At 71.5% G+C, this 26,208-nt stretch carries 20 protein-coding genes and 2 pseudogenes; 13 read left to right on the forward strand and 9 right to left on the reverse strand.

Annotated features, from left to right (window positions below; translation table 11 throughout):
* The first annotated feature begins 46 nt into the window (after positions 1-46).
* Entirely contained in the window at positions 47-1,540 is a 1,494-nt protein-coding gene (hflX, locus tag BIV25_RS16580; RefSeq protein WP_071373105.1) for a GTPase HflX, read from the forward strand.
* 91 nt (positions 1,541-1,631) lie between these two features.
* On the opposite strand, the gene BIV25_RS16585 is transcribed toward hflX, so the two are convergent.
* Positions 1,632-2,849, reverse strand: a complete 1,218-nt coding sequence (locus BIV25_RS16585) for a serine protease (RefSeq protein WP_177235306.1) — start codon at positions 2,847-2,849, stop codon at positions 1,632-1,634.
* A gap of 385 nt (positions 2,850-3,234) precedes the next feature.
* Between BIV25_RS16585 and BIV25_RS16590 the strand changes: the two genes are divergently transcribed.
* From BIV25_RS16590 to BIV25_RS16605, 4 genes are all read left to right on the forward strand, one after another.
* Positions 3,235-4,800, forward strand: coding sequence for a diaminobutyrate--2-oxoglutarate transaminase family protein (locus BIV25_RS16590; protein WP_079176680.1), 1,566 nt, complete (start codon positions 3,235-3,237; stop codon positions 4,798-4,800).
* A gap of 158 nt (positions 4,801-4,958) precedes the next feature.
* Complete coding sequence (locus tag BIV25_RS16595; protein WP_071373106.1) at positions 4,959-6,950, forward strand: IucA/IucC family siderophore biosynthesis protein; 1,992 nt, start codon at positions 4,959-4,961, stop codon at positions 6,948-6,950.
* Positions 6,951-7,042: 92 nt separating this feature from the next.
* Complete coding sequence (locus BIV25_RS16600) at positions 7,043-7,831, forward strand: GNAT family N-acetyltransferase (RefSeq protein ID WP_071373107.1); 789 nt, start codon at positions 7,043-7,045, stop codon at positions 7,829-7,831.
* A gap of 252 nt (positions 7,832-8,083) precedes the next feature.
* Complete coding sequence (locus BIV25_RS16605; protein WP_071373108.1) at positions 8,084-10,084, forward strand: ATP-dependent DNA helicase; 2,001 nt, start codon at positions 8,084-8,086, stop codon at positions 10,082-10,084.
* 187 nt (positions 10,085-10,271) lie between these two features.
* Here BIV25_RS16605 and lexA read toward each other — a convergent pair whose 3' ends face one another.
* A complete protein-coding gene (gene lexA / locus BIV25_RS16610; protein WP_071373109.1) occupies positions 10,272-11,048 on the reverse strand; it encodes a transcriptional repressor LexA in 777 nt (258 codons plus the stop codon).
* A 566-nt stretch (positions 11,049-11,614) separates the two neighbouring features.
* Here lexA and nrdR point away from each other — a divergent pair.
* Together nrdR and BIV25_RS16620 are read left to right on the forward strand one after the other, a co-directional pair.
* On the forward strand, positions 11,615-12,166 hold the full coding sequence (nrdR, locus tag BIV25_RS16615) for a transcriptional regulator NrdR (RefSeq protein ID WP_071373172.1): 552 nt from the start codon (positions 11,615-11,617) through the stop codon (positions 12,164-12,166).
* Positions 12,167-12,331: 165 nt separating this feature from the next.
* Entirely contained in the window at positions 12,332-15,244 is a 2,913-nt protein-coding gene (locus tag BIV25_RS16620; RefSeq protein ID WP_071373110.1) for a vitamin B12-dependent ribonucleotide reductase, read from the forward strand.
* A gap of 65 nt (positions 15,245-15,309) precedes the next feature.
* Here BIV25_RS16620 and BIV25_RS16625 read toward each other — a convergent pair whose 3' ends face one another.
* On the reverse strand, positions 15,310-15,843 hold the full coding sequence (locus BIV25_RS16625; RefSeq protein WP_071373111.1) for a TerD family protein: 534 nt from the start codon (positions 15,841-15,843) through the stop codon (positions 15,310-15,312).
* A 152-nt stretch (positions 15,844-15,995) separates the two neighbouring features.
* On the opposite strand from BIV25_RS16625, the gene BIV25_RS16630 reads away from it, so the two are divergent.
* From BIV25_RS16630 to BIV25_RS16640, 3 genes are all read left to right on the forward strand, one after another.
* Positions 15,996-16,601: a YdbC family protein gene (locus BIV25_RS16630; RefSeq protein ID WP_071373112.1), complete on the forward strand. Its 606-nt coding sequence runs from the start codon at positions 15,996-15,998 to the stop codon at positions 16,599-16,601.
* A gap of 86 nt (positions 16,602-16,687) precedes the next feature.
* Entirely contained in the window at positions 16,688-17,347 is a 660-nt protein-coding gene (locus tag BIV25_RS16635) for a histidine phosphatase family protein (RefSeq protein WP_071373113.1), read from the forward strand.
* A 12-nt stretch (positions 17,348-17,359) separates the two neighbouring features.
* On the forward strand, positions 17,360-18,265 hold the full coding sequence (locus tag BIV25_RS16640) for an ADP-ribosylglycohydrolase family protein (RefSeq protein ID WP_071373114.1): 906 nt from the start codon (positions 17,360-17,362) through the stop codon (positions 18,263-18,265).
* A gap of 395 nt (positions 18,266-18,660) precedes the next feature.
* Here the strand turns inward: BIV25_RS16640 and BIV25_RS52785 are convergent.
* The 4 genes and pseudogenes from BIV25_RS52785 to BIV25_RS52800 all read right to left on the reverse strand — a co-directional run.
* Positions 18,661-19,080 (reverse strand): annotated as a pseudogene (locus BIV25_RS52785) (FAD-dependent oxidoreductase); the annotation flags it as partial.
* Positions 19,081-19,273: 193 nt separating this feature from the next.
* A pseudogene (locus BIV25_RS52790) lies at positions 19,274-19,630 on the reverse strand (FAD-dependent monooxygenase); the annotation flags it as partial.
* A 41-nt stretch (positions 19,631-19,671) separates the two neighbouring features.
* Entirely contained in the window at positions 19,672-19,950 is a 279-nt protein-coding gene (locus tag BIV25_RS52795) for a hypothetical protein (RefSeq protein ID WP_256255860.1), read from the reverse strand.
* The gene (locus BIV25_RS52800) at positions 19,951-20,127 is read right to left on the reverse strand and encodes an SRPBCC family protein (RefSeq protein WP_256255861.1); all 177 of its coding nucleotides are present in this window, start codon (positions 20,125-20,127) and stop codon (positions 19,951-19,953) included.
* Between the two features lie 317 nt (positions 20,128-20,444).
* On the opposite strand from BIV25_RS52800, the gene BIV25_RS16655 reads away from it, so the two are divergent.
* The 3 genes from BIV25_RS16655 to BIV25_RS16665 all read left to right on the forward strand — a co-directional run bounded on the left by BIV25_RS16655 (position 20,445) and on the right by BIV25_RS16665 (position 22,552).
* Positions 20,445-21,068, forward strand: coding sequence for a TetR/AcrR family transcriptional regulator (locus BIV25_RS16655; RefSeq protein ID WP_071373116.1), 624 nt, complete (start codon positions 20,445-20,447; stop codon positions 21,066-21,068).
* An 81-nt stretch (positions 21,069-21,149) separates the two neighbouring features.
* On the forward strand, positions 21,150-21,851 hold the full coding sequence (locus BIV25_RS16660; protein WP_071373117.1) for a ribonuclease HII: 702 nt from the start codon (positions 21,150-21,152) through the stop codon (positions 21,849-21,851).
* Between the two features lie 68 nt (positions 21,852-21,919).
* Positions 21,920-22,552, forward strand: coding sequence for a hypothetical protein (locus BIV25_RS16665; protein WP_079176681.1), 633 nt, complete (start codon positions 21,920-21,922; stop codon positions 22,550-22,552).
* A gap of 468 nt (positions 22,553-23,020) precedes the next feature.
* On the opposite strand, the gene BIV25_RS16670 is transcribed toward BIV25_RS16665, so the two are convergent.
* Together BIV25_RS16670 and BIV25_RS16675 are read right to left on the reverse strand one after the other, a co-directional pair.
* The gene (locus tag BIV25_RS16670; protein WP_071373119.1) at positions 23,021-23,641 is read right to left on the reverse strand and encodes a hypothetical protein; all 621 of its coding nucleotides are present in this window, start codon (positions 23,639-23,641) and stop codon (positions 23,021-23,023) included.
* Between the two features lie 265 nt (positions 23,642-23,906).
* Positions 23,907-26,072, reverse strand: a complete 2,166-nt coding sequence (locus BIV25_RS16675) for an ATP-dependent DNA helicase RecQ (protein WP_071373120.1) — start codon at positions 26,070-26,072, stop codon at positions 23,907-23,909.
* Positions 26,073-26,208 lie beyond the last annotated feature (136 nt).

Consider the following 26,208-nt stretch of genomic DNA (forward strand, 5'->3'; position numbering starts at 1 on the left):
CGCCACGGAGACGCCGCACCGGCCATCCCATCGACGTAAGGATCCAATGACCTCCTCTTCTTCCCCTTCCCAGGACACCAAGCGCCTCGCGCACGACTACCCCGAGGGCCTTCGGGCCGATGCCCTGATGGAAGAGGACGTCGCCTGGAGCCACGAGATCGACGGCGAGCGGGACGGCGACCAGTTCGACCGCTCCGAGCGTGCGGCCCTGCGGCGCGTCGCCGGCCTCTCCACGGAGCTGGAGGACGTCACCGAGGTCGAGTACCGACAGCTCCGCCTGGAGCGCGTCGTGCTCGTCGGGGTGTGGACCACCGGCACCGCCCAGGACGCCGACAACTCCCTCGCGGAGCTGGCGGCCCTCGCCGAGACGGCGGGCGCCCTCGTGCTCGACGGCGTCATCCAGCGCCGCGACAAGCCCGACGCGGCCACCTACATCGGCTCCGGCAAGGCCCTGGAGCTGCGCGACATCGTCCTTGAGACGGGCGCGGACACGGTCATCTGCGACGGTGAGCTGAGCCCCGGCCAGCTGATCCAGCTGGAGGACGTCGTCAAGGTCAAGGTCATCGACCGTACGGCCCTGATCCTGGACATCTTCGCCCAGCACGCCAAGTCCCGAGAGGGCAAGGCGCAGGTCTCGCTCGCGCAGATGCAGTACATGCTGCCGAGGCTGCGCGGCTGGGGCCAGTCGCTGTCCCGCCAGATGGGTGGCGGCAAGGGCGGCGGCCTCGCCACGCGTGGTCCCGGTGAGACCAAGATCGAGACGGACCGGCGACGGATCCGCGAGAAGATGGCGAAGATGCGCCGGGAGATCGCGGACATGAAGACCGGCCGCGAGATCAAGCGCCAGGAGCGCCGGCGCAACAAGGTGCCGTCCGTCGCCATCGCGGGCTACACCAACGCCGGCAAGTCCTCCCTGCTCAACCGCCTCACGGGCGCCGGCGTCCTGGTCGAGAACGCCCTGTTCGCGACCCTGGACCCGACCGTACGGCGCGCGGAGACCCCGAGCGGCCGCCTGTACACCCTGGCGGACACGGTCGGCTTTGTGCGCCACCTGCCGCACCACCTGGTCGAGGCGTTCCGCTCCACCATGGAGGAGGTCGGCGACTCCGACCTGATCCTGCACGTGGTGGACGGCTCGCATCCGGTGCCGGAGGAGCAGCTCGCCGCCGTGCGCGAGGTCATCCGGGACGTCGGCGCCACCCGCGTGCCCGAGATCGTCGTGATCAACAAGGCGGACGCGGCCGACCCGCTGGTCCTCCAGCGGCTGCTGCGCACCGAGAAGCACTCGATCGCCGTCTCGGCCCGCACCGGCCAGGGCATCGAGCAGTTGCTCGCCCTGATCGACGAAGAGCTGCCCCGCCCCTCGGCCGAGGTCGAGGCGCTCGTGCCGTACACCCACGGCAAGCTCGTCGCCCGCGCCCACACCGAGGGCGAGGTGATCTCCGAGGAGCACACCGCGGAGGGCACCCTGATCAAGGTCCGGGTCCACGAGGAACTGGCGGCGGACCTGGCGCCGTACACACCGGTGCCGACGGCCTGACCTACGACTGTGCGAAAGGCCCGCCCCCTGACCAGGGGGCGGGCCTTTCCTTTCAGGGGCGCCGGGAAACGCCGCCCCTACCGCTCACCGCCTACTGCCCGGCGAACTTCTTGCTGACCGACTCGTACACACCCTTGGCCACCGGACCGAAGCGCGGCCCGGCCAGCCACCCCGACGTCACCGGGCCGATCGACGTGTTGGACACGAGCGCCGGCTTGCCGTCGGTGCCGGTCTCCACCCAGCCGCCACCGGAGGAACCCGCGGTCATCGTGCAGCCGATCCGGTACATCGTCGGGTCCGACTTGCCGATGGACAGCCGGCCCGGCCTGTCCGCGCACTGGTACATCAGCTGACCGTCGAACGGCGCCGCCTCCGGGTAGCCCTTCGCGGTGATGCTGCTGACCTTCGACACCGCCGGGGCGTTGAAGTTCACCGGCAGCGCCCCGCCGACCGTCTCCTCCAGCGACTTACCGCCGCTGCCCTGCTCCGGCGTCACATGGATCACTGCGTAGTCGTACGAGGCACCGGTGCCGCCGGTCTCGCCGCCCCCGTCGATCCACTGCTGCGAGGTCTGCGCCGCGTCGGCCCACCAGACACCGTACGGCGCGATCGTGGAACGGCTGGCGTTCTGCAACTGGCCCACCGACTTGCCGGAGTTGTTGTACGACGGCACGAAGGCCATGTTGCGGTACCAGCCGCCGTTCTTGCCGGCGTGCACGCAGTGGCCCGCCGTCCAGACCAGGTTGGACTTGCCCGGGTGCGCCGGGTCCTCCACGACCGTGCCCGAGCACACCATGTGGCCCTCGGGGGAGTCGAAGAACACCTTGCCCGAGGTGGCCGCGTTGACGTGGTACGGCGTCGCCACCGCCTGTGCCTTCACCGGCTGCGGAGTCGGGTCGGTCACGCCCTGGTCACCGGAGATGTCGTTGTCGTTCACGCCCTTGTTGGGGTCGTTGGCGTGCCGCATCCGGTTCGGGTCCCACAGGCCCTTGATGATCGGGTTGATGAAGTCGTTGGCCTCGCGCAGCCACTCCTTCTTGTCCCAGTTCTTCCAGGCGCCGTTCTTCCACTTGTCGATGTCGATCCCGTGCTCCTTCAGCTTCTGCTTCAGGTCGTCCGGGATCTTGATCGCGCCGTCACCGGCCGCGGCGGCGGAGGCGGTCGGCTTGCTGTCGGCGTTGTCGTCGCCGTTGCAGGCGGTGGCGGTCATCGCCAGCGCCGAGACGAGGGCGACCGCCGCGAGCGAGGTGGAGGTGCGACGGGTGCCCCTCCCCCGCCGAACGGTGAACGACGGCCGTATGGATCGCATGCTCTTGACTCCCCGTGTGCTGAAGGAACTCCGCGCTGTCGCCGTGCCGCCGGCGTCGAACTCATGAGGAGTTCACGCCGGTCTCACGACGTTCTTGGAACGGCGACCTACACTATGCGGTCGCTGTGGGGGAGTTCCGACGGAACGGCAACGGTTCGGCTACAAGCCGTCTGACCTCGCCGATCCGCCAGGGGCGCACCGATGTGACATCCGCTCACCCCGCGCGCCTCCCGCACCGCCCGTCGTTCCGCGCTCACTTGGCAATGTTCTTCCCGTAACCCGTAACCCGCCGACCGGTCCGGGGTTGTAGCGGTGGGGGGCCAGCTGCCCGTGCCCGGTCCCCGCGGAACAACTCGCCTCTGAACAGCGGGGAGGACAGCCAGTCGTGGCCGTTACGGAGTCGGTGGCTTCAGGTGCGCACGAGGAAGCGCGTGGTGTGCACGAGGGCATCCTCAGACGCCAGTCGGCACGCGAGTCCTCGGCGCGCACGTATGCCCGCGCCCTGCCCATCGTGCCCGTCCGGGCACGCGGGCTCACCATCGAGGGCGCCGACGGCCGCCGCTACCTGGACTGCCTCTCCGGCGCCGGCACCCTCGCCCTCGGCCACAACCACCCGGTCGTGCTGGAGGCGATCCGCAAGGTCCTCGACTCCGGTGCCCCCCTGTCCGTCCTCGACCTCGCGACGCCCGTCAAGGACGCCTTCATCACCGAGCTGTTCCGCACCCTCCCGCCCGGCCTCGCCGACCGGGCCCGCGTGCAGTTCTGCGGACCGGCCGGCACCGACGCCGTCGAGGCCGCGCTGAAACTGGTCCGGGCCGCCACCGGCCGTACGGGCATCCTCGCCTTCGCCGGCGCCTATCACGGCATGACCGCCGGCGCCCTGGCCGCCTCCGGCGGCGCCCCCGACGTCCAGGTCGCCCGTCTGCCCTACCCGCAGGACTACCGCTGCCCCTTCGGCATCGGTGGCCCGCCCGGCGCCGAACTCGCCGCCCGCTGGACCGAGTCCCTCCTCGACGACCCCAAGTCCGGCGTACCGCTGCCCGCCGGCATGATCCTCGAACCCGTCCAGGGCGAGGGCGGGGTGATCCCCGGGCCGGACGCCTGGCTGCGCCGCATGCGGCAGATCACGGCGGACCGCTCCGTCCCGCTGGTCGCGGACGAGATCCAGACCGGCGTCGGCCGCACGGGCGCCTTCTGGGCCGTCGGCCACAGCGGCATCACCCCCGACGTCATGGTCCTGTCCAAGGCCATCGGCGGCAGCCTCCCGCTGGCCGTGATCGTCTACCGCGACGACCTCGACGTCTGGGAGCCCGGCGCCCACGCGGGCACCTTCCGCGGCAACCAGCTCGCCATGGCCGCGGGCACCGCCACCCTCGCCCACGTCCGCGAGAACGGCCTCGCCGCGCGAGCCGCCGATCTCGGCTCCCGCATGCTGGCCCAACTCGCGCAACTCTCCCGGCAGTTCACCTGCGTCGCAGAGGTGCGCGGACGCGGACTGATGATCGGGGTCGAGCTGGTCCACCCGGACGGTGCCGCCCCCACGCACCCCGGCCATGCCCTCGCGCCCGGCGCCCACGCCCCCACACCGGGCGACGACGCCCTGACACCCGGCGGCGCCGCCCCCACGCCGGGCGGTCCCGAGTCCGTGCCCGGCGACCCGGCACCGGTCGGTCTGGGACCGGCCCGCGTCCCCTGTCCCGCGGCCCCCGAACTCGCCGCGGCCGTGCAACGCGAGTGCCTCCAGCGCGGGCTGATCGTCGAACTCGGCGGCCGGCACTCGGCGGTGGTCCGGCTGCTGCCTCCGCTGACGATCAGCGACGAGCAGGCGGCGGCCGTACTGGACCGCCTGGCCGACGCCGTCGCCGCAGTGGCCCGCCAACACGAGGAGTACGGCCTCCACAGACCCTCCCGGCACGGCCGGCCCCCAGGCCCTGCCCGGCGTGTCGGCTGACCCCGCACCCGCACCGCCCGGCCGCTCCTCTCCCGGCGCCGCGAGTCCACGGCGCCACGAGCCCCACGCGCCTCCGAGGCGGCCGCGGGCCACCGGAGAACGGCGACCGAGCGCCCACACGAGCCCCGCACCCCGCCAGCCGGCCCCGAGGAGCCGTCATGAACGCCACCCCCACTCCCGACGGCAGCTCCGGCTCTCCCGACGACCAGGGCGACTCGGGCGGCACGCCCTCGCCCGTCCCGCTCGCCGAGTCGGTCCCGCAGCAGAAGCGGCGTATCGCGGATCTCACCCGCGTGACAGAGCCCGGCGCCGACCTGCTGGAGGATCCCGACCCGTGCACCGCGGCCCAGTGCGCCGCCACGGAGAACCTCCTGCGCTGCTGGGTGCGCGAAACCGACGTCGCGGCGCCCACCAGCGGCACCCTCCGCCTTCCACTGCCCGCCAGCGGCACCTCCCTTCTCGTACCGGTCCGCTACTGGTCCCCGACGGGCTGGCACCGTTTCGGCCCGCCCCGCTTCCTTCACGCACCCGAGTCCGCCCCTCCGGTCGACGCCGTCACCCTGGCCGCGCTGCTCACCCGGGAGACACCGACCACCCCGTCCGCGACGCCGGGTGCCCCGCGCCCCAGGACCGGCGCCCCGGTGCCCGGCGCCCCTGCTTCCATCGCGGACCGCCGGTGCGACGACGGCGACCTCGTGGCCCGAGTCGCCGACTCCCTCCGCTGCACGGCGACCTTCATCCGTGACCGACGCAAGCACCTCGCCGAGGTCCCCGACCTCTTCCTCGATGCCGAGCAGACCCTTCTCCTCGGCCACCCGATGCACCCGACCCCGAAGAGCCGGGAGGGCCTGACCGAGGCCGAAGTCCGTCTGTATTCACCGGAGTTGCACGGCTCCTTCCCGCTGCACTGGCTGGCTGTCGCCCCCTGTCTCCTCGCCACCGACTCGGCCTGGACCGAGCGCGGCCGCCCCGTCCCCGCCGGCCGCCTCACCCACCGCCTCGCCGGACCCGGACTCCCCCTGCCCGACGGGTACACCGCCCTGCCGCTGCACCCGTGGCAGGCTCGCGGGCTGCGCCACCGCGCGCCCGTCGCCGCCCTGCTCGACTCCGGACTCCTGCACGACCTCGGCCTCTTCGGCCCTTCCTGGCACCCCACCTCCTCCGTGCGCACCGTCCACCGACCCGGTGCCCCGGCAATGCTCAAGCTGTCGCTGGGCCTGCGCATCACCAACTCCCGCCGCGAGAACCTGCGCAAGGAACTCCACCGCGGAGTCGAGGTGCACCGGCTGCTGCGCACCGGCCTGGCCCTGCAGTGGCAGGCGGTCCACCCCCGCTTCGACATCGTCCGAGACCCGGCCTGGCTGGGCGTCGACGATCCGGACGGACGTCCCGTGCCCGGACTCGACGTGATGATCCGGCACAACCCGTTCGCCCCGGCCGACGACGTCGGCTGCGTCGCCGGGCTCGTCTCGCCCCGCCCCGTCGCCGAGCCCGGGGCCACCGCCCTCGCGCCGGGCACCGCCGGGCCGATGCGGTCCCGGCTGGCCCAGCTCGTGGCACGGCTCGCCGCGCGTACCGGCCGCCCCGTCGGAACCGTCGCCGCGGAGTGGTTCCTGCGGTACCTGGAGCAGGTCGTACGGCCCGTGCTCTGGCTGGACGGCGAGGCCGGCATCGCCCTTGAGGCCCACCAGCAGAACACCGTGCTCCTGCTCGACGATGACGGCTGGCCGGCCGGCGGCCGCTACCGCGACAACCAGGGCTACTACTTCCGCGAGTCCCGGCGGGCCGAACTGGAAGCCCGGCTGCCCGGTATCGGCACGCGCAGCGACACCTTCGTCGCCGACGAGGTCGTCGACGAACGCTTCGTGTACTACCTCGCCGTCAACAACGTGCTCGGTCTGATCGGGGCGTTCGGCTCCCAGCGCCTCGCCGACGAGCGCCTGCTCCTCGCCGCCTTCCGCCGTTTCCTCACCGACCTCGCCTCCGGTCCCGCCGCCGTGCGCACCTCCCTGCCCCGGCGCCTGCTCGACTCGCCCGTCCTGCGCTGCAAGGCCAACCTGCTGACCCGGCTGCACGGCCTGGACGAACTCGTCGGCCCGGTCGACACCCAGTCCGTCTACGTCACCCTGACCAACCCCCTTCGCTCCTGAGCCGGCCCGACCCGCCGACCGCGGGCGCACCGCACCGCCCGACCGCACTTCCGAGGAACATGACCCACCCCGTCTCCTGAGAGGAGCGCACCGTGCCTCCCACCGACGCGAACGCCGGCAGCAGCCCCGCCCCGGTCCATCGGGGAGCCCCCGTCCACCGGGGCCCCGACGGCCCCCGGGCGAACGGCGCGGGCGACCGGGGCGCACCGTTCGCCGGGTTCACCGTCCAGGCCGACGACGAGGACGGCGAGGACACGCTGGACCTGCAGCTGCCCGCCGACTTCCTCGCCCGCTTCGTCGGAGGGGCGGCCTGTCTTCTCGACCGACTCCCCGCGTGGGGGCCGGTCGTCACGCCCGTCGGCGCCTTCCGTCTCGTGCCCGTCCGGGTCGAGGACGACCTGCCGCTCGTGCACCGCTGGATGAACGACCCCGACATCGCCCGGTTCTGGGAGCTGGCCGGGCCTCCGAGCCGGACCGAGGAACACCTGCGAGCCCAGCTCGACGGCGACGGACGGAGCGTGCCCTGTCTCGGCGTGCTGGACGGCACGCCGATGAGCTACTGGGAGATCTACCGGGCGGACCTGGATCGACTGGCCCGCCACTACCCGGCCCGCCCGCACGACACCGGGATCCATCTCCTCGTGGGCGGGGCCGCGGATCGGGGGAAGGGGCTGGGCTCCACGCTGCTGCGCGCCGTGGCGGACCTCGTCCTCGACCGGCGCCCGGCGTGTGCCCGGGTCGTAGCGGAACCCGATCTTCACAACGCCCCCTCCGTCGCAGCGTTCCTGAGCGCCGGATTCCGGTTCGCGGCCGAGGCCGACCTGCCCGGCAAGCGGGCCGCCCTCATGATCCGGGACCGGGTCCTGCGCGATGTTCTGTAGCACTGAGTGATTGCCTGGTCACAGATGGAACGTCCGTCGGGGCCGGCGGGGTTCCCGCTCGGCCGGAGGAATTTCGAGAAAGCCGTGAAGCCCGGAAGCTCGTCGGGCCGAGCAGCCCGTCAGGCCGTGGAATCCCGGGACCCTTGTCCGATCGCCGCACCCCACCGCACCCAGGAGCCCGTCCGTGTCCCCGTCCCCCGTTCCCGCTGTGATCGCCCGTTTGTCAGTGCCGGGCCGTAGGGTGGTCGGGCTATGACGAAGCCCTCCCTCCCCGAACTCCTGCATGCCGCTGTCACCGCCGTCGGCGGCACGGAGCGCCCCGGCCAGGTGACCATGGCCGAATCGGTCGCCGAGGCGATCGACGACGGATCCCACCTGCTGGTCCAGGCCGGCACCGGCACCGGAAAGTCGCTGGGCTATCTCGTGCCCGCGCTCGCGCACGGGGATCGGGTGGTCGTCGCGACGGCCACGCTGGCGCTTCAGCGGCAGCTCGTGGAGCGCGACCTGCCGCGCACGGTCGACGCCCTGCACCCGCTGCTGCGCCGCCGCCCGGAGTTCGCGATGCTGAAGGGCCGGTCCAACTACCTGTGCCTGCACCGGCTGCACGAGGGCATGCCGCAGGACGAGGAGGACGGTCTCTTCGACCAGTTCGAGGCCGCCGCGCCCACCAGCAAGCTGGGCCAGGACCTGCTGCGGCTGCGCGACTGGGCCGACGAGACCGAGAACGGCGACCGGGACGATCTCACCCCGGGTGTCTCGGACCGCGCCTGGGCACAGGTGTCGGTGTCGTCCCGGGAGTGCCTTGGCGCCACGAAGTGCGCCTACGGCGCCGAGTGCTTCGCGGAGACGGCCCGCGAGCGCGCCAAGCTCGCCGAGGTCGTGGTCACGAACCACGCGCTGCTCGCCATCGACGCCATCGAGGGCGCCCCGGTGCTGCCCCAGCACGAGGTGCTGATCGTGGACGAGGCTCATGAACTCGTCTCCCGAGTCACCGGCGTCGCCACGGGCGAGCTCACCGCCGGCCAGGTCAACCGCGCGGTGCGCCGCGCCGCCAAGCTCGTCGACGAGAAGGCCGCAGACCAGCTCCAGACCGCCGCCGAGGGCTTCGAGCGGCTGATGGAGCTGGCCCTGCCGGGCCGCCTGGAGGAGATCCCCGAGGATCTCGGCTACGCCCTGATGGCGCTGCGGGACGCCGCCCGCACGGTCGTCTCCGCGATCGGCGCGACGCGCGACAAGTCGGTCCAGGACGAGGACGCGGTCCGAAAGCAGGCACTGGCCTCGGTGGAGACGGTGCACGACGTGGCGGAGCGCGTGCTGAACGGCTCGGAGTGGGACGTCGTCTGGTACGAGCGGCACGACCGCTTCGGCGCATCCCTGCGGATCGCCCCCATGTCCGTCTCGGGCCTGCTCCGGGAGAAGCTCTTCGCGGACCGCTCCGTCGTCCTCACCTCGGCGACCCTCAAGCTGGGCGGGGACTTCAACGGCGTCGGCGCCTCCCTGGGCCTCGGCCCCGAGGGCACGGAGGGCGAAGACCTGCCGAAGTGGAAGGGCGTCGACGTCGGCTCCCCCTTCGACTACCCCAAGCAGGGCATCCTCTACGTCGCCAAGCATCTGTCGCGCCCGGCGCGCGACGGCGAGCGCTCCGACATGCTCGACGAGCTGACCGAACTCATCCAGGCGGCCGGCGGCCGCACCCTCGGCCTGTTCTCGTCCATGCGAGCCGCCCAGCTCGCCGCCGAGGAGCTGCGCTCGCGGATTCCGGAGTTCCCGATTCTGCTCCAGGGCGAGGAGACCCTCGGCGAGCTGATCAAGAACTTCGCGGCCGACCCGAAGACATGCCTCTTCGGCACGCTGTCGCTCTGGCAGGGCGTCGATGTCCCGGGCCCCAGCTGCCAGCTGGTCGTCATGGACAAGATCCCCTTCCCCCGCCCGGACGACCCTCTGATGAGCGCCCGGCAGAAGGCGGTCGAGGACGCGGGCGGCAACGGCTTCATGGCGGTGGCCGCCACTCACGCGGCCCTGCTCATGGCCCAGGGAGCGGGCCGGCTCGTCCGCGCCTCGGGGGACCGGGGCGTGGTGGCCGTGCTGGACCAGCGACTGGCCACCGCGCGCTACGGCGGCTATATCAAGGCGTCGCTGCCGGACTTCTGGTACACCACGGACCGGAACCAGGCGCGCAAGTCCCTCGCAGCGATCGACGCGGCGGCGAACCGGATGGAGACGGCGCAGGCGGAGTCGGCCGAGGCGTCGTAGGAGCCGTGAGAGGGGAGTGCGTCGCGGGGGTGGGCTGACCGGCGCCGGTCAGCCCACCCCCGCGACGCCGTGGCGCCGGAGTCGTCCTCCGGGGTCACGCGGACACAGCGGGGCCCCGGAACCGGCGCAGGGGTTCCGGGGCCCGGTCAGGGAGCGAACCGGCCGAGCGGCCTGTCCGCCGCAGACGTCACACGCGCCGCAGCACCGCGACGACCTTGCCCAGGATGGTCGCGTCGTCGCCGGGGATCGGCTCGTAGGCCGCGTTGTGCGGGAGGAGCCAGACGTGGCCGTCCTCGCGCTTGAAGCGCTTGACGGTGGCCTCGCCGTCGAGCATGGCCGCCACGATGTCGCCGTTCTCGGCGACGGGCTGGCGGCGCACCGTGACCCAGTCGCCGTCACAGATCGCGGCCTCGATCATGGAGTCGCCGACGACCTTGAGGACGAACAGCTCACCGTCACCGACGAGCTGGCGGGGGAGAGGGAAGACGTCCTCGACGGACTCCTCCGCGAGGATGGGGCCACCGGCGGCGATACGGCCGACCAGCGGGACGTACGACGCGGCGGGCTTGCCGGCGGTGTCCGTGGGCTGCACGGTCATGGCCTGGTCGGAGCCGCGGACCTCGTACGCGCGCGGACGGTGGGGGTCGCGGCGCAGGAAGCCCTTGCGCTCGAGCGCCATCAGCTGATGGGCGACGGACGAGGTGCTGGAGAGGCCGACGGCCTGACCGATCTCGCGCATGGACGGCGGGTAGCCGCGGCGCTGCACGGAATCCCGGATGACTTCGATCACGCGGCGTTGCCGGTCGGTGAGCCCGGAACTGTCCGCCCGGATGCCTGGAGGTCGGCCTGGCAGGGAGCGCTTGTGCTCGGGATTCGTGGCTTCGTTCATGGCGTGTACTGGCTCGACTCGGCCCTGGGAGCGGTCCTGGGCGGTGATGATGGCGCTGTCTGCGGTGGTGGTCACGGCGGCCCCTCTCGATGGTCTCCCTGCTGGACAACGGTAGTTGCTTTCGAAAGGTTGCGCCAAACACACGTTCGAGTGAAAAAGTGCGATTCGCCTGACGTGATCATGTGTCTGGGTGTATCGCTGACGCGCCACCTGTCGGGCAAAAGCGCCCATTGTTGTACTCTTCACCGCCGGGGCCGCCGACCTCGTGGATCGTGTCCTCAGTCTGCCATCCGGAACTCGGCCGCCCGGGTTCCGGGCCCCTTCTGCTCCGGAGTCCCACGCGTCCTCCGTGCGGCGCCCACGGTATCTCCGTAAGTGCCACGACGGGGGTGGTTGCGCGTGCGCGTGTCCCCGGGCGTGCCGCCGATGCCGGTGTGACCGGCCGTTGCGCCGCGACACGCGTATCTGCCTCGATGAATGAGCCGATCCCCACATCTAGTGGTTGGATGGCTACAGCAGCCCACAAGTTGTGGTCCCCCGGGTCCGGGACAGTTCTGCGATCGCCTATGCTTAGGGCTGCTTCGCGGGGCCCATGAGGTTCGGCGAGGTTGTTGAGTCTGCTGTGAGGAGGGTTGGAGATCATGCACTGCCCCTTCTGCAGGCACCCCGACAGCCGTGTGGTCGACAGTCGTACGACCGACGACGGCACGTCGATCCGCAGGCGCCGCCAGTGCCCCGACTGCTCCCGTCGTTTCACGACCGTGGAGACGTGCTCGCTCATGGTGGTCAAGCGGTCCGGAGTCACCGAGCCTTTCAGTCGTACCAAGGTCATCAACGGTGTGCGCAAGGCATGCCAGGGACGGCCTGTCACCGAGGACGCGCTCGCCCAGCTCGGCCAACGGGTCGAGGAAGCGGTGCGGGCGACCGGAAGCGCCGAGCTGACCACCCATGACGTGGGTCTGGCCATACTCGGCCCGTTGCAGGAGCTCGACCTCGTCGCCTATCTGCGATTCGCCTCCGTCTACCGGGCGTTCGACTCGCTCGAGGACTTCGAGGCCGCCATCGCGGAGCTGAGGGAGGTGCCGCGAGGCGCTGCCGTGGGCGACGGCGACGCGGGAGCGGGGAGCCAGGAAGACGAATGCGGGCCCGGCGGGACCACTCGGGTCCCCGAGCCCGCCCACGTCGCCGACTGACCGGCGGGCCGGAAACCGGGAGGAGACCCGGATTCCGGCCGGGAGGCGGCGATCCAAGACCTGTTGCGGGTGGCAGCTGAGGGTGCCCGCAACACAAGACAGAACACCGTGCCACGGGAACAAACGGGGCACTTCAGGGCGTTTTTGCCCGTACAGGGAGGCGGCATGACAGAGACGGCGAGCGGTCCGGCACGAGGTTCCCGAGCCAAGGGCGGCAAGGCGGGAGCCAAGGGACTGCACATCGAGCGCATCCACACCACCCCCGGAGTGCACCCGTACGACGAGGTGGAGTGGGTGAGCCGTGACGTCGTCATGACCAACTGGCGCGACGGCTCGGTCAATTTCGAGCAGCGTGGCGTCGAGTTCCCCGACTTCTGGTCGGTGAACGCGGTCAACATCGTCACCAGCAAGTACTTCCGCGGTGCCGTCGGCACCCCGCAGCGCGAGGTCAGCCTGAAGCAGCTGATCGACCGCATCGTGAAGACGTACCGGAAGGCCGGCGAGGACCACAAGTACTTCGCCTCGCCCGCCGACGCCGAGATCTTCGAGCACGAGCTGGCGTACGCCCTCCTGCACCAGATCTTCAGCTTCAACAGCCCCGTCTGGTTCAACGTGGGCACCCCGCAGCCCCAGCAGGTCTCCGCCTGCTTCATCCTGTCCGTCGACGACTCCATGGAGTCGATCCTCGACTGGTACAAGGAAGAGGGCATGATCTTCAAGGGCGGCTCCGGCGCCGGCCTGAACCTCTCCCGCATCCGCTCCTCCAAGGAGCTGCTCTCCTCCGGCGGCAACGCCTCCGGTCCGGTCTCCTTCATGCGCGGCGCCGACGCCTCCGCCGGCACCATCAAGTCCGGTGGCGCCACCCGTCGCGCCGCCAAGATGGTCGTGCTCGACGTCGACCACCCCGACATCGAGGACTTCATCGAGACCAAGGTCAAGGAAGAGGAGAAGATCCGCGTCCTGCGCGACGCGGGCTTCGACATGGACCTGGGCGGCGACGACATCGCCTCCGTCCAGTACCAGAACGCCAACAACTCGGTCCGTGTGAACGACGAGTTCATGCAGGCGGTCGAGGGCGGCGGGAACTTCGGCCTGCGCGCCCGGATGACCGGCGAGGTGATCGAGGAGGTCGACGCCAAGGCGCTCTTCCGCAAGATCGCCGAGGCCGCCTGGGCCTGCGCCGACCCCGGCATCCAGTACGACGACACCATCAACACCTGGCACACCTGCCCCGAGTCCGGCCGGATCACCGCGTCGAACCCGTGCAGCGAGTACATGCACCTGGACAACACGTCCTGCAACCTCGCCTCGCTGAACCTGATGAAGTTCCTGAAGGACGACGGCAAGGGCGCGCAGTCCTTCGACGTCGAGCGCTTCGCCAAGGTCGTCGAGCTGGTCATCACCGCGATGGACATCTCGATCTGCTTCGCGGACTTCCCGACCCAGAAGATCGGCGAGAACACGCGCGCGTTCCGCCAGCTGGGCATCGGCTACGCCAACCTCGGCGCCCTGCTGATGGCCACCGGCCACGCCTACGACTCCGACGGCGGCCGCGCCCTGGCCGGCGCGATCACCTCGCTGATGACGGGTACGGCCTACCGCCGCTCCGCCGAGCTGGCCGCGGTCGTGGGTCCGTACGACGGCTACGCCCGCAACGCCGACGCCCACAAGCGCGTCATGGCGCAGCACGCCGACGCCAACACCAAGGCCGTCCGGATGGACGACCTGGACACCCCGGTGTGGGCCGCGGCCACGGAGGCGTGGCAGGACGTGGTGCGTCTCGGCGAGAAGAACGGTTTCCGTAACTCCCAGGCGTCCGTGCTCGCCCCGACCGGCACCATCGGTCTCGCGATGTCCTGCGACACCACCGGCGTCGAGCCCGACCTCGCCCTGGTCAAGTTCAAGAAGCTCGTCGGCGGCGGCTCGATGCAGATCGTCAACGGCACCGTCCCGCAGGCCCTGCGCCGCCTGGGCTACCAGGAGGAGCAGATCGAGGCGATCGTCGCCCACATCGCCGAGAACGGCAACGTGATCGACGCTCCCGGTCTGAAGCAGCAGCACTACGAGGTCTTCGACTGCGCCATGGGCGAGCGCGCCATCTCCCCGATGGGCCACGTCCGCATGATGGCCGCGATCCAGCCGTGGATCTCCGGTGCCATCTCCAAGACGGTCAACATGCCGGAGACGGCGACCGTCGAAGAGGTCGAGGAGATCTACTACGAGGCCTGGAAGCTGGGGGTCAAGGCGCTCGCGATCTACCGCGACAACTGCAAGGTCGGCCAGCCGCTCTCCGCCAAGACGAAGGACGTCAAGGACGCCGAGAAGGCGGAGATCACCGAGAAGGCCGAGGACACGATCCGTGCCGCGGTCGAGAAGGTGGTCGAGTACCGCCCGGTCCGCAAGCGCCTCCCCAAGGGCCGTCCCGGCATCACCACGTCCTTCACCGTCGGCGGTGCCGAGGGCTACATGACCGCCAACTCCTACCCGGACGACGGTCTCGGCGAGGTCTTCCTGAAGATGTCGAAGCAGGGCTCGACCCTCGCGGGCATGATGGACGCCTTCTCCATCGCGGTCTCCGTCGGCCTCCAGTACGGCGTGCCGCTGGAGACGTACGTCTCGAAGTTCACCAACATGCGCTTCGAGCCGGCCGGCATGACCGACGACCCGGACGTGCGGATGGCGCAGTCGATCGTCGACTACATCTTCCGCCGCCTGGCGCTCGACTTCCTGCCCTTCGAGACCCGCTCCGCGCTCGGCATCCACTCCGCCGAGGAGCGCCAGCGGCACCTGGAGACCGGTTCCTACGAGCAGTCCATCGAGGACGACGAGGTCGACGTCGAGGGCCTGGCCCAGTCGGCGCCGCGCGCCCAGGAGCTGAAGGCCGTGGCCGCGCCGCGTGCCGAGGTCGAGGCGGCCGAGCCCGCCCCGAAGCAGGCGCACACCAGCGCCGAGCTGGTGGAGATGCAGCTGGGCATCCAGGCCGACGCCCCGCTCTGCTTCTCCTGCGGCACGAAGATGCAGCGGGCCGGCTCCTGCTACATCTGCGAGGGCTGCGGCTCGACCAGCGGCTGCAGCTGACGCCATGCGGTAAGTGAGTAAGGGGCGCGGTCCATGGGACGGCGCCCCTTACCCGTGGCGGTGCGTCAGGGCTGGTGCGCCCTGCCCATGACGCGGGTGAACGTCGCCGGGTCCTCCTCGAATCCGTGCACGCCGGGGCGGAAGGTCCAGTCCCCGGAGCCGTCCCGCACGAACTCCGCGACCGTGGCCGCCGTGGCCCCGAGGACCGCGCCGAAGCCGTCCTGGGCGAGCACGGTGTAGCCCTCCCGTACGCGCATGGCCGGATTGAGCACGTCGACGAACGTCTTGCGCCCCGGCCGCTGTTGGATGACCACGCCGACCACCACGCGCGCGTACCGGTCCGCCAGCCGGTCCAGTTCGAGCGTCATGACCTCGTCCCAGCCGAAGCCCTTGCCGTCGGTGCTGTCCCGGTTGAGGAAGATCGTGCCGTCCGGTGAACGGCTGTCGAAGTGCACCAGATAGGCCGGTTCGCCGTACGCGGCGTCCGCGGTGAACGTCGCGGCGACGATGTCGAGATCAGTGGGCGGCTGACCCGCCGGACTCGGGTCCCACTGGAGCGCGACCTCGACCTTGCGGATTCCCTTGCTGAAGCCGGACAACAGGCTTCCCCTTCCCCCGGTGACTGCTCCGGTCCCCAACTCACCAGGAGCCAGGGCTCTTTGCCCATCGTGCCACGCGCGCGGAGCATATGCGCGAGCGATCTGCGCCGGAGCGTGACCGGCGCCACGTCCGCTGGCCTTACGATGGCGCGGTGCTGGTCAAGTGGATTCGCTGCACCGTGGTGGACCGCCGCGGGTTCGAGCGGGGGCAGCGGAAATGGGCGGGGCTTCCGGGGGAGCCGGGATTTCGGGGACAGGGCGGCGGCTGGAGCCGGCACCGGCCGGGTGTGGCGCACCTCTTCGCCTTCTGGGAGAGCCGCGCCTTCTACGACTCCTTCATGGCCCGCTCGCACGACCGCCTGGCCTCCGCCCAGGCCGGCACGTTCAAGGACGCCCAGGTCAAGCTCTTCGAGTACCGCTTCGACGTGAAGACGGGCTTCGAGCCGCGTTTCACCGACGCCGATCTGATCCGGGTGGCCCTGTGCCAGGTCCACGAGGAGCGGGTGGAGCACTTCACCCTCATGCAGGAGAAGGTCTGGAACCCCGCCATGGCCGGTTCGCCCGGCATGATCCGCGGCATGTTCGGCGCGGCGCCCGAGCAGGAATTCCTGGTCCTGTCGATGTGGCGGTCCGCGGCCGAGCACGGCAAGTACCGCACCGAGCGCGTCGAGCGCCTCGCCCTGCGTGCCCAGACCGAGGCGGACATCGCGGCGCTCTCCGGCGACATCGTGGAGCTGGAACCGAGCTGGACCGTTTGAATATCAAACTCTCGATTCGTGTGACCTACGCCGTATGGAGCCCGTCCGAGTCCTCGACTCGCGCTCACTCGATCTAGGGTTTCGGCATGGTACGACCACGGCGCATCGTCCTTGTCCGGCACGGCGAGTCAACGGGCAACGTCGACGACTCCGTGTACGAGCGTGAGCCCGACCACGCGCTCGCTCTGACCGAGCGCGGCGAGCGACAGGCCGAGAAGACCGGAGAGGAGCTGCGGGAGCTCTTCGGCCGGGAACGCGTGAGCGTGTACGTCTCGCCGTACCGCCGCACGCACGAGACGCTCCGCGCCTTCCACCTCGACCCGGACCTCATACGCGTGCGGGAGGAGCCGCGGTTGCGCGAACAAGACTGGGGCAACTGGCAGGACCGCGACGACGTACGCCTCCAGAAGGCCTACCGGGACGCCTACGGCCACTTCTTCTTCCGGTTCCCGCAGGGGGAGTCCGGCGCCGACGTGTACGACCGGGTCGGCGGTTTCCTGGAGAGCCTGTACCGCAGCTTCGAGGACCCCGACCATCCGCCGAACGTGCTCCTCGTGACGCACGGGCTCGCGATGAGGCTCTTCTGTATGCGCTGGTTCCACTGGACCGTGGCGGAATTCGAGTCGCTGTCGAACCCCGGGAACGCGGAGGTGCGGATGCTCGTTCTGGGAGACGACGGCAAGTACGCGCTCGACCGGCCCTTCGAGCGCTGGCGCAAGCCGCTGCCGTACTGGGTGAACGGATAGAGTGGCAGAGCGATGACCGCTGACTCCTCTTCCTCCGGGCGACTGGAGCGCGCCCTGGCGAGCCTGCGCGGACTGGCCGTGGGAGACGCCCTGGGCTCCCAGTTCTTCGTCCCCGCGCACTATCCGCTGCTGAAGCGGCGCGAGCTGCCGCCCGGTCGCTGGCAGTGGACCGACGACACCGAGATGGCCTGCTCCGTGGTCGCCGTCCTCGGCGCCCACCGGCGCATCGACCAGGACGCGCTGGCCCGCTCCTTCGCCGAGCACCACGACTTCGACCGGGGCTACGGCCCCGCGGTCAACCGGCTGCTGCGCCTCGTCCGGGAGGGCGGGGACTGGCGTGAACTGGCGGCCGGGCTCTTCGACGGACGGGGCTCCTGGGGCAACGGCGCCGCGATGCGGATCGCCCCGCTGGGCGCCTGGTACGCGGACGACCCGGAGCAGGCGACCCACCAGGCGGAGATCTCCGCCTACCCCACCCACCAGCACCGCGAGGCCGTGGTCGGCGCCATGGCCGTGGCCGCCGCGGCCGCGCTGGCCGGCTCGCCGGACGGCCCCCCGAGCCCCGAGGCGCTGCTCGACGGCGTCGTCGCCCTGGTGCCGAAGAGCGCCGTCGGCCAGGGCCTGCGGCGCGCCCGGGACATGCTCGACTACGCCGACGCGGGCACCGTCGCGGCCGTGCTGGGCTGCGGACGCCGTACGTCGGCCCACGACACCGTCCCCTTCGCGCTCTGGTCCGCGGCGCGCTGCCTCGGGGACTACGGGACGGCCTTCTGGACGACCGCCCAGGCCGGCGGCGACGTGGACACGACCTGCGCGATCGTGGGCGGCGTGCTCGCCTCCGGCACGGCGGGGACACCGCCGGCCGCGTGGGCGGAGCGGGTCGAGGCGCTGCCGGACTGGGTGCCGACGGGGCTCTGACGGTCGCGAGGGCCGCCGCCCCGAAGGGGGCCCGCGCACGCGCGCGCAGGCCACGGAATGAGGTTCCGCCGGGCCACGGTGGGACCCGGCTGCTGCACCTGGAAGTACGCCCGCGACAGTACGCGCTGCCGCACCGTACGGTTGCGGTCCATCACCTGGTACAGCGACCGCCGGAACACACCCCCGAGCCGCCCGTACAGCGCGAACAGGCGCTCCTGGCGCAGCTGGAGGGCACGGGAACGGCGTACCGACTCCTCGCGCTGTCCCTGGAACGCCTCCCCGGCCCGCTGCAGCCGCTCCGGGCCGCCCCCGGCGGCCGGCGCCTCGTCCACCAGCGGCGCCAGGGTGACCGCGTCGATGATCGCGTGGCTGACGCCCTGACCGAGGATCGGAGTCAGCGTGTGCGCGGCGTCCCCCGTGAGGATCAGACCGGGTGTCGACCAGCGCGGCACCGGCGTGGTGAAGATGTCCAGCATCGAGGTGTCCGGCCAGGCGCGCACGGTGTCGCGCACCGCGTCCGACAGTTCGGGTGCGAGCCGGTCCAGCCGCTCGTGGAGCGCGCTCAGCCCCTGCGCCCGCAGCGCCTTCAACCCGCCCTTGGGGATGTCGAGGCCCGCCCGGACACTGTCCGGACGGGTGGGGATGAACAGCCCGTGCTCGCCGGCCCGGATGCGGATGCGGCAGGTGTGGCCGTCCCACTGCCCGGGGAACGGCAGCCGCGGCCAGATGACGTCCCGGTCCAACGGCAGCTTCTCGTAAGGCAGTCCGGACAGCTCCCGCACCTTGCTGAACCGGCCGTCGGCCGCCACCGTCACCGGGCGGCCCGTACGGTGACCTCACCGTCGGGGGGCGGACGCGCACCCCGGTCACCGGGCCGTCCTCGCCCCGCGAGCACAGCAGGCCCACGGCGGTGGCGGGCTGGACGAGCGTGAAACCGGGGTGTTCCCGCCCCGCGTCGGCGAGGGCGGACAGCAGGGCAGGCTGGAGGAGTCCGACGGGGTAGGGGCGCGGATAGGGGAACTCGGAAAGGTCGGCACGCAGTACGACGCCGCAACCGCCGACGATCTCCATGGGGCGCATCTGGACGTACGTCCCCTCAAGCCGGTCCAGCAGCCCGAGCCGGTCCAGCATCCACACCGAGTCCGTAGACACCGACTCGCCCCGGAACGAACGGTTGAAGTGCCCGCTCTGCTCCAGGACCACCACCGAAACGGAACGCTTGGCGAGCTCCACGGCGAGCGTGAGCCCGGCGGGCCCCCTCCCACCACGCACACCTGTGCGGCCAGCTCTGCTGTCATCGTCATGCTGCCTCTCCAGCGGAGTCATGGTCGGTCGATCGTGTGACCGCGCCCTAAAGCTCCTCATACAGCCGACGCGCCCCGGACGCCGTACGCCCGCCCCGATGTTCAGTCCCGCGGCCGCACCGGGACGGAGGCCGACTCGACCCGCTCCCGCAGGGCGTCGGTCAGTGCCTGGAACCCCTTCTCCGAGGGGGTGATGACCGCACCGGAGAACGGCACCAGCAGACCGCTGAAGCGCTCGCTCTGCAGCACGTGCGTGCCGCCGTCCCGGGGCGTGGGCTCGAAGCCGTGCACCCCGTCGAAGACGCCGGGCACGCCGAAATGGCCCCGCCAGCGCAGGCGCCGGGCGGGCTCGCTCTCCAGCGCCGTGGGCGTGAAGACCATCTACCGGCCGCCGCCGGGCAGCCGGAACCGCAGGGTCAGCCGGGTGCCCGGCACGGCCTGCCCGGCGGCCTCGACGAGGAAGGGGTTCCACTCGTGGTACCGCGCGAAGTCGGTCAGGACCGCCCACACCTGCTCGGCGGACGCGGAGATGTGCACTGCGGACGAGATCCGACGCATACGAGGTCCTTCCAGAGGCCCGGCGGGACCGAGGTGAGACGTCCGCGCGGGCGGGGCGGGATGTGCCGTGCTCCGGCGAGCGCTGTCCGACGCATCGCGCTACTGAACCGCACCGTACGACCGCACCCGCCGGACCGGCCCGCACAAGCGGCGCCGTAGCGCCCCGCGCGGCAGCGCCGTCCGGGGTCGGGAGGGGAGGGCGTGCTCGACCCCCGTTTGTTCCCCGCGGGCGGTGGCGAGGATGAGGTCCTGATGCTGCGGTGCGGTGCCCCCTCCCCTGAACCCCCGCTTCCCCCTCGGACGTTGGAGAGACACAGATGGTCACCTCGCGCTGGACGGCCGATCCGGCCCGGACGGCTTCCCCCCGGCGGCGCGGCGTGGTGCTGGAGCGCGCGATCATGGATGCCGCTCTGGAACAGCTCGGCACGGTCGGCTGGAAGGGTCTGACCATGGAGGGCGTCGCGGCCGGAGCCCGGACCGGCAAGGCCGCCGTGTACCGCCGCTGGCCCTCCAAGGAGGACCTCGTCGCGGACGCACTGGTGGCCGGACTGCCCCGGGTGGAGACCGCGCCGGACCTCGGGAGCGTGCGCGAGGACCTTCTTGCCCTGTGCCGGGAGGTGCGGGAGATCATGTACTCGCCCCCTGGTGTGGCCCTGCGTGCGGTGATTCACGAGTGCGACGATGTCCGGGCGGAGCGCTTCCAGGACGTGATCGTCGGCGGGGTCATCGGGCCGACTGTCACCTTGCTCCGTGAAGTCGTCACCCGTGGAATAGAGCGGGGAGAAGTCCGCTCAGATGCGGCCAACAGTCATGTCCTCGACGTCATCCCGGCCATGATGATGTACCGGTCGAAGGTGTGCGGAAGCGAATGGAGCGACCAGGATCTCAAGGAGATGATCGACCGGCTGATGCTCCCGCTGCTGCGGCCGCACCGGGTCTGACCCCGCGCCCCGGTGAGCTTTGCGGCGCTCGGGCGACCAGGGTGTCGCACGACGATCGGGTCGGCGTAGGCTAGGGCCGCCATGCCGTACGAACCACCCACTCACACTGTCGAGCGCTCCCTGCGCGCCACGACCGGAGCGAAGGTCATCGCCGGCGTCGACGAGGTGGGGCGCGGAGCCTGGGCCGGACCGGTCACCGTCTGCGCGGCGGTCACCGGACTGCGTCGCCCGCCCGAGGGCCTGACCGACTCCAAGCTGCTGAGCGTCAAGCGCCGTACGGAATTGGCCGAGGTCTTGCGGACATGGGTGACGGCCTATGCCCTGGGGCATGCTTCCCCCGAGGAGATCGACGCCCTGGGGATGACGGCCGCGCTGCGGCTCGCCGCGGTCCGCGCCCTGGACGCTCTGCCGGTCCACCCCGACGCCGTCATCCTCGACGGGAAGCACGACTACCTCGGCGCCCCGTGGCAGGTGCGTACGGTGATCAAGGGCGATCGCTCGTGCGTGGCCGTCGCCGCGGCGTCGGTGATCGCCAAGGTTCAGCGCGACAAAATGATGGCCGAACTGGGCATCGACCATGCAGACTTCGGATTTGCGGACAACGCCGGGTATCCGTCGCCCGTGCACAAGGCCGCACTGGAGGAGCGGGGGCCCACCCCGCACCACCGCTTGTCGTGGGCGTATCTTGATGCGTTGCCTCAGTGGCGGCACCTCAAGAAGGTCCGCAGCTGGGCGGACGGAAGCGTTCCGGAAATCGAGGGTCAGCTCGGCTTCGATTTCTGACGGTTCCGATCGCACTGATGTGCCACCCGGTCACCCGCACCGCACCAACGTTTGATAAATATCAGCTCATGCCTCTCATTCCCGAGGAGCCTCAGATTCACGAGAGTGCCCAGGGTCCCCGCGCTACTCCGGCCAGCGGCCGTACCGCGCCGACCCCTCGCCCCGTACCCGGCCCCCGTCCCGCGGCTCCGTCCCGCCCCGGTCGTCCCGGCCCTCCGCGGCCCGCGCCGCCGGTGCAGCGCACGCCGCGTGATGTGGCTCCGGCCAAGCCGAGCCCGTCCGGCCCGGCCGCTCCCGCCGCTTCGGCGGCCACCCCGCAGATCCAGCTGATCCCGGCCTCGGTCGAGGGCGCGCTCGACGCCGCCGACGAGGCGGTGGACCTGCTCCTGGACTCGGGCCGTGCCCCCGGCGACGTGCTCGTGATCACCACCGGTGCCCAGCACCCGTGGGCGGAGCACGAGCTGTCCTTCGGCGAAGCCGCCTACTGGGCGCAGCACGACGCCGGTGACGACGTCTTCTACACGGACGTCACCATCGCCGACCGTGCCGCGTCCCGCCCCGTGGTGGTCGTGGCCGTCAACGGAGGTCCCGCCTCCGCCGCGGCCTCCGTCCTTCCGCTGGCCCACGCGCGGGCCGGTGCCCTGCTGATCGTCTGCGGCGACCCGCAGCAGATCAACGCGGTGCTGGGCGCCGGCGTCTGAGCCACGCCCGGCGCCTCGGGGCACCGGAGCGACGCTGGAGCCGCTCCGGCGGAGTCCGCACGGAGTGGCTTTTGGCATGCCCGCACGCCGGGCGGCCACCGCGCCCGCGAGCAAGGCCTCCCGGCCGGACCCCGGCGGCGGAGCGGTGACCGCCGGGCGCCGTTGGGGTGCGCGGCCGCCGAGCCGTCGGTTCCCGCAGGTCTTCCGCACCCCGGGTACACCGGGACGCCGTACCGCCGCCGGGTTCGTCCCGGACGGCACAGGGCGGCCATCGCGTCGCATGGTGCGGTTTGTGGATGGCCTGTCCTCTGTGTCCCTTGTTGCTTGTGTGGCCCGGCTGTTGGCGGGGCGCTGCCCCGGGCTTGGCCTGCTGTCTCCGCGGTCCGGGCGTTCGGCGTGGGCGCGGGGCAGTCGGCTGGTGCATCCGGTCGGGGCGTGCGGCTCGCTGACGGTCCGGTGCTCGGACCGTCAGCGGGCGGCTGCGCGGCGCAGGACCTCGGAGACCGGACCGCCGGTGCGCGGCGCGAGCGGCGGGGCCTCCGACAGGGCGAAGGGCTCCGGCGCCGAGTCGGCGTTGGGTCGGCGACCGCCACGCCCCTCGCCGAGCACCTGCCAGCCGTCGTGGGTCAGCGTGATGTACGCCCCACAGCGCAGGCCGTGCAGTGTGCAGGCGTCGCGCAGGCCCCACATCCAGGCGCCGTCCTCCTCCGTCCAGCGCGCGTCTCCCTCACGGCAGTAGAGCAGTACGGCCGTGCGCACCGGGGTGCGGCGTCTCAGGTCGTGCGGAATGACCCGGCGCAACTGGGCGAGCAGCGCGTTGCGGAACATCCAGCCGTCGGCCGGGGCCGGACGGCGCGTGAACGATGCGCTGGCGCACAGCCGCTCCTCCGGATCCAGCACCGCCACGACCGCCATGGACGGTGTCGGGCGGTGGCGGGCATGCAGCCCGCTGACGACCTCACGGGGGTCGCGCAGCAGAGGAATTCCGGCGGAAGCCCATTCGGCCGGTTCGAGCAGGCGACTGGCGGAAGCGGCGGACGCGGACGTCGACAACGAGGCCGCCGAGGACGAGGCGAATCCGAAGGTCACGTTCTTCCCTTCGGCTACGCGCCCATACTGCGGGCGAGGTCGGATTCGGGAGCGCGCACCGCAGCAGGGCCCAACCGGAACACGGGCGAACCGTGCGGGGAGCGGACCTCAATTCTTCCTGTCGAACTGGGATGCGGCAACGAGCAATTGGGGCCACCGACGCTTATCTGCGGGTGTGTGGCTTATATCCTTACCCAAAGGTCCGTCGGGGCACGCCTGAGGCGGCTGACCGGAGCACCGGCGGCCGCCACAGCCGGACGCGGGCTCAGCCCTGGACGGCCAGGACCAGCGGCAACACCCCCCGCGCACCGCACTGTCCGAGCAGTCGGGCCGCGACCGCCAGGGTCCATCCCGTCTCGGTGAAGTCGTCGACCAGCAGAACCGGACCACCGGCCCCGGCGAGCGCCGAAGCGAGAGCGGGCGGCACCGTCAGTGAGCCGTCGAGCGCCTTGAGCCGCTGCGCGCTGTTGCTGCGCGGCACCCGCGGCGCATCCTCGGCGTACTCCACGGAGCCGAGCAGGGGAAGCCGGCCGACCTCGGCGATCCGGGCGCCCAGGGAGTGGACCAGCCGGGGCCGGGTCCGCGAGGCCACGGTGACGACACCCACCGGCCTCGGCTGGGCGTCGGAGGCCGCGGAGGCCCAGCCGCCGGGGCCCTTCGCCCAGTCCGTCAGGACGTCCACCACGGCTCGCGCCACATCGTCCGGCACAGCGGCGTCCGGCGTCTGCGGAGCGAGCAGCGGCCGCAGTCGATTGCCCCAGCCGATGTCCGACAACCGGCCCAGCGCGCGTCCCGGTGAGGCCTGTTCAGCGGCCGGAATACGTCCCTTGAGCGCGATGCCGATGGCCGGCAGGCCGGTCGGCCACATACGACGAGGTTCCACCTCGACCCCGGCACGGCCGAGATCGCTCCGGGCGGCGTCCACCGCCGCGGTGGACGTGTCGGCGGTGAAGCGCGGCCCCGCGCAGTTGTCGCAGCGGTCGCAGGGCCTCGCGTCCGCGTCGTCCAGCTGGCGCTGCAAGAACTCCATCCGGCATGCGGTGGTGGACGCGTAGGCCCGCATCGCCTCCTGCTCGGCCGAGCGCTGCCGGGCCACCCAGGCGTACCGCTCGGTGTCGTACGACCAGGGCTGCCCGGTCGCGACCCAGCCGCCCTTGACGCGGTGGACCGCCCCGTCCACGTCGAGGACCTTCAGCATGGTCTCCAGCCGGGAGCGGCGCAGCTCCACCAGCGGTTCCAGGGCGGGCAGGGACAGCGGTCCGTCGGCCCGGGCGAGGACGTCCAGGGTGCGCCGGACCAGCTCCTCGGAAGGAAAGGCGAGCGAGGCGAAGTACTGCCAGATCGCCTCGTCCTCCTTGCCCGGCAGCAGCAGCACCTCGGCGTGCTCGACGCCACGGCCGGCCCGGCCGACCTGCTGGTAATAGGCGATGGGGGAGGAGGGGGAGCCGAGGTGGACCACGAAGCCGAGGTCCGGCTTGTCGAAGCCCATGCCGAGTGCGGAGGTCGCGACGAGCGCCTTGACCCGGTTGGCGAGCAGATCGTCCTCGGCCTGCTGCCGTTCGGCGTTCTCCGTCTTTCCCGTGTACGAGGCGACGGCGTGCCCGCGCTGGCGCAGGAAGGCGCTGACCTCCTCCGCCGCCGCGACCGTGAGCGTGTAGACGATGCCGGAGCCCGGCAGGTCGTCGAGATGGTCGGCGAGCCAGGCCATCCGGTGCGCGGCGTCCGGCAGCCGCAGCACTCCGAGGCTGAGACTCTCCCGGTCCAGCGGGCCGCGCAGCACCAGGGCGTCCGACGTGCCGCCCGTGCCGAGCTGGTCGGCGACATCCGCGGTCACCCGCGCGTTGGCCGTGGCGGTGGTGGCCAGCACGGGTACGCCGGGCGGCAGTTCGCCCAGCATGGTGCGCAGCCGACGGTAGTCGGGACGGAAGTCGTGACCCCAGTCGGAGATGCAGTGGGCCTCGTCCACGACCAGCAGGCCCGTCGCCGCGGACAGCTTGGGCAGGACCTGGTCACGGAAGTCCGGGTTGTTCAGCCGCTCCGGGCTGACGAGCAGGACATCTACCTCGCCGGCCGCGATCTCGGCCTGGACGGCGTCCCACTCCTCGGTGTTCGCGGAGTTGATGGTCCGGGCGTGGATACCGGCCCGGGCCGCGGCCTCCACCTGATTGCGCATGAGCGCGAGCAGGGGCGAGACGATCACCGTGGGCCCGCTGCCTCTGGCCCGCAGCAGCGAGGTCGCCACGAAATACACCGCGGACTTGCCCCATCCCGTGCGCTGCACGACCAGGGCCCGGCGCCGGTCGGCGACCAGCGCCTCGATCGCCCGCCACTGGTCCTCGCGCAGCCGTGCCCCGCCCGTGGCATCCCCGACGAGCCGGGCGAGGACGGCGTCCGCCTCTGCCCGGAGATCCGCGTTGCTCGTGTGCTCCATGGGCTCCATACAACAGGACGGGGCCGACAATCGGGCGGGCCCGGGGCGGGCCTGTGGACAACCGTCCCGAGCTTGTCGTGTCCCTGATTCGACTTATCCACAGGTGCGAGCGGGATCTCGGGATCCGCGAGATCGT

Source organism: Streptomyces sp. MUSC 14 (assembly GCF_001866675.1).
Lineage (GTDB): Bacteria > Actinomycetota > Actinomycetes > Streptomycetales > Streptomycetaceae > Streptomyces.

Bases quoted from the DNA above. Each gene is read 5' to 3' on its own strand.
- BIV25_RS16585 (WP_177235306.1), bottom strand. From the start codon at position 2,849: ATGCGATCCATACGGCCGTCGTTCACCGTTCGGCGGGGGAGGGGCACC.
- BIV25_RS16675 (WP_071373120.1), bottom strand. From the start codon at position 26,072: ATGGAGCACACGAGCAACGCGGATCTCCGGGCAGAGGCGGACGCCGTC.
- BIV25_RS16635 (WP_071373113.1), top strand. From the start codon at position 16,688: ATGGTACGACCACGGCGCATCGTCCTTGTCCGGCACGGCGAGTCAACG.
- BIV25_RS16655 (WP_071373116.1), top strand. From the start codon at position 20,445: ATGGTCACCTCGCGCTGGACGGCCGATCCGGCCCGGACGGCTTCCCCC.
- BIV25_RS16640 (WP_071373114.1), top strand. From the start codon at position 17,360: ATGACCGCTGACTCCTCTTCCTCCGGGCGACTGGAGCGCGCCCTGGCG.
- BIV25_RS52800 (WP_256255861.1), bottom strand. From the start codon at position 20,127: ATGCGTCGGATCTCGTCCGCAGTGCACATCTCCGCGTCCGCCGAGCAG.
- BIV25_RS16620 (WP_071373110.1), top strand. From the start codon at position 12,332: ATGACAGAGACGGCGAGCGGTCCGGCACGAGGTTCCCGAGCCAAGGGC.
- nrdR (WP_071373172.1), top strand. From the start codon at position 11,615: ATGCACTGCCCCTTCTGCAGGCACCCCGACAGCCGTGTGGTCGACAGT.
- hflX (WP_071373105.1), top strand. From the start codon at position 47: ATGACCTCCTCTTCTTCCCCTTCCCAGGACACCAAGCGCCTCGCGCAC.
- BIV25_RS16665 (WP_079176681.1), top strand. From the start codon at position 21,920: ATGCCTCTCATTCCCGAGGAGCCTCAGATTCACGAGAGTGCCCAGGGT.
- BIV25_RS52795 (WP_256255860.1), bottom strand. From the start codon at position 19,950: ATGGTCTTCACGCCCACGGCGCTGGAGAGCGAGCCCGCCCGGCGCCTG.
- BIV25_RS16605 (WP_071373108.1), top strand. From the start codon at position 8,084: ATGACGAAGCCCTCCCTCCCCGAACTCCTGCATGCCGCTGTCACCGCC.
- BIV25_RS16660 (WP_071373117.1), top strand. From the start codon at position 21,150: ATGCCGTACGAACCACCCACTCACACTGTCGAGCGCTCCCTGCGCGCC.
- BIV25_RS16595 (WP_071373106.1), top strand. From the start codon at position 4,959: ATGAACGCCACCCCCACTCCCGACGGCAGCTCCGGCTCTCCCGACGAC.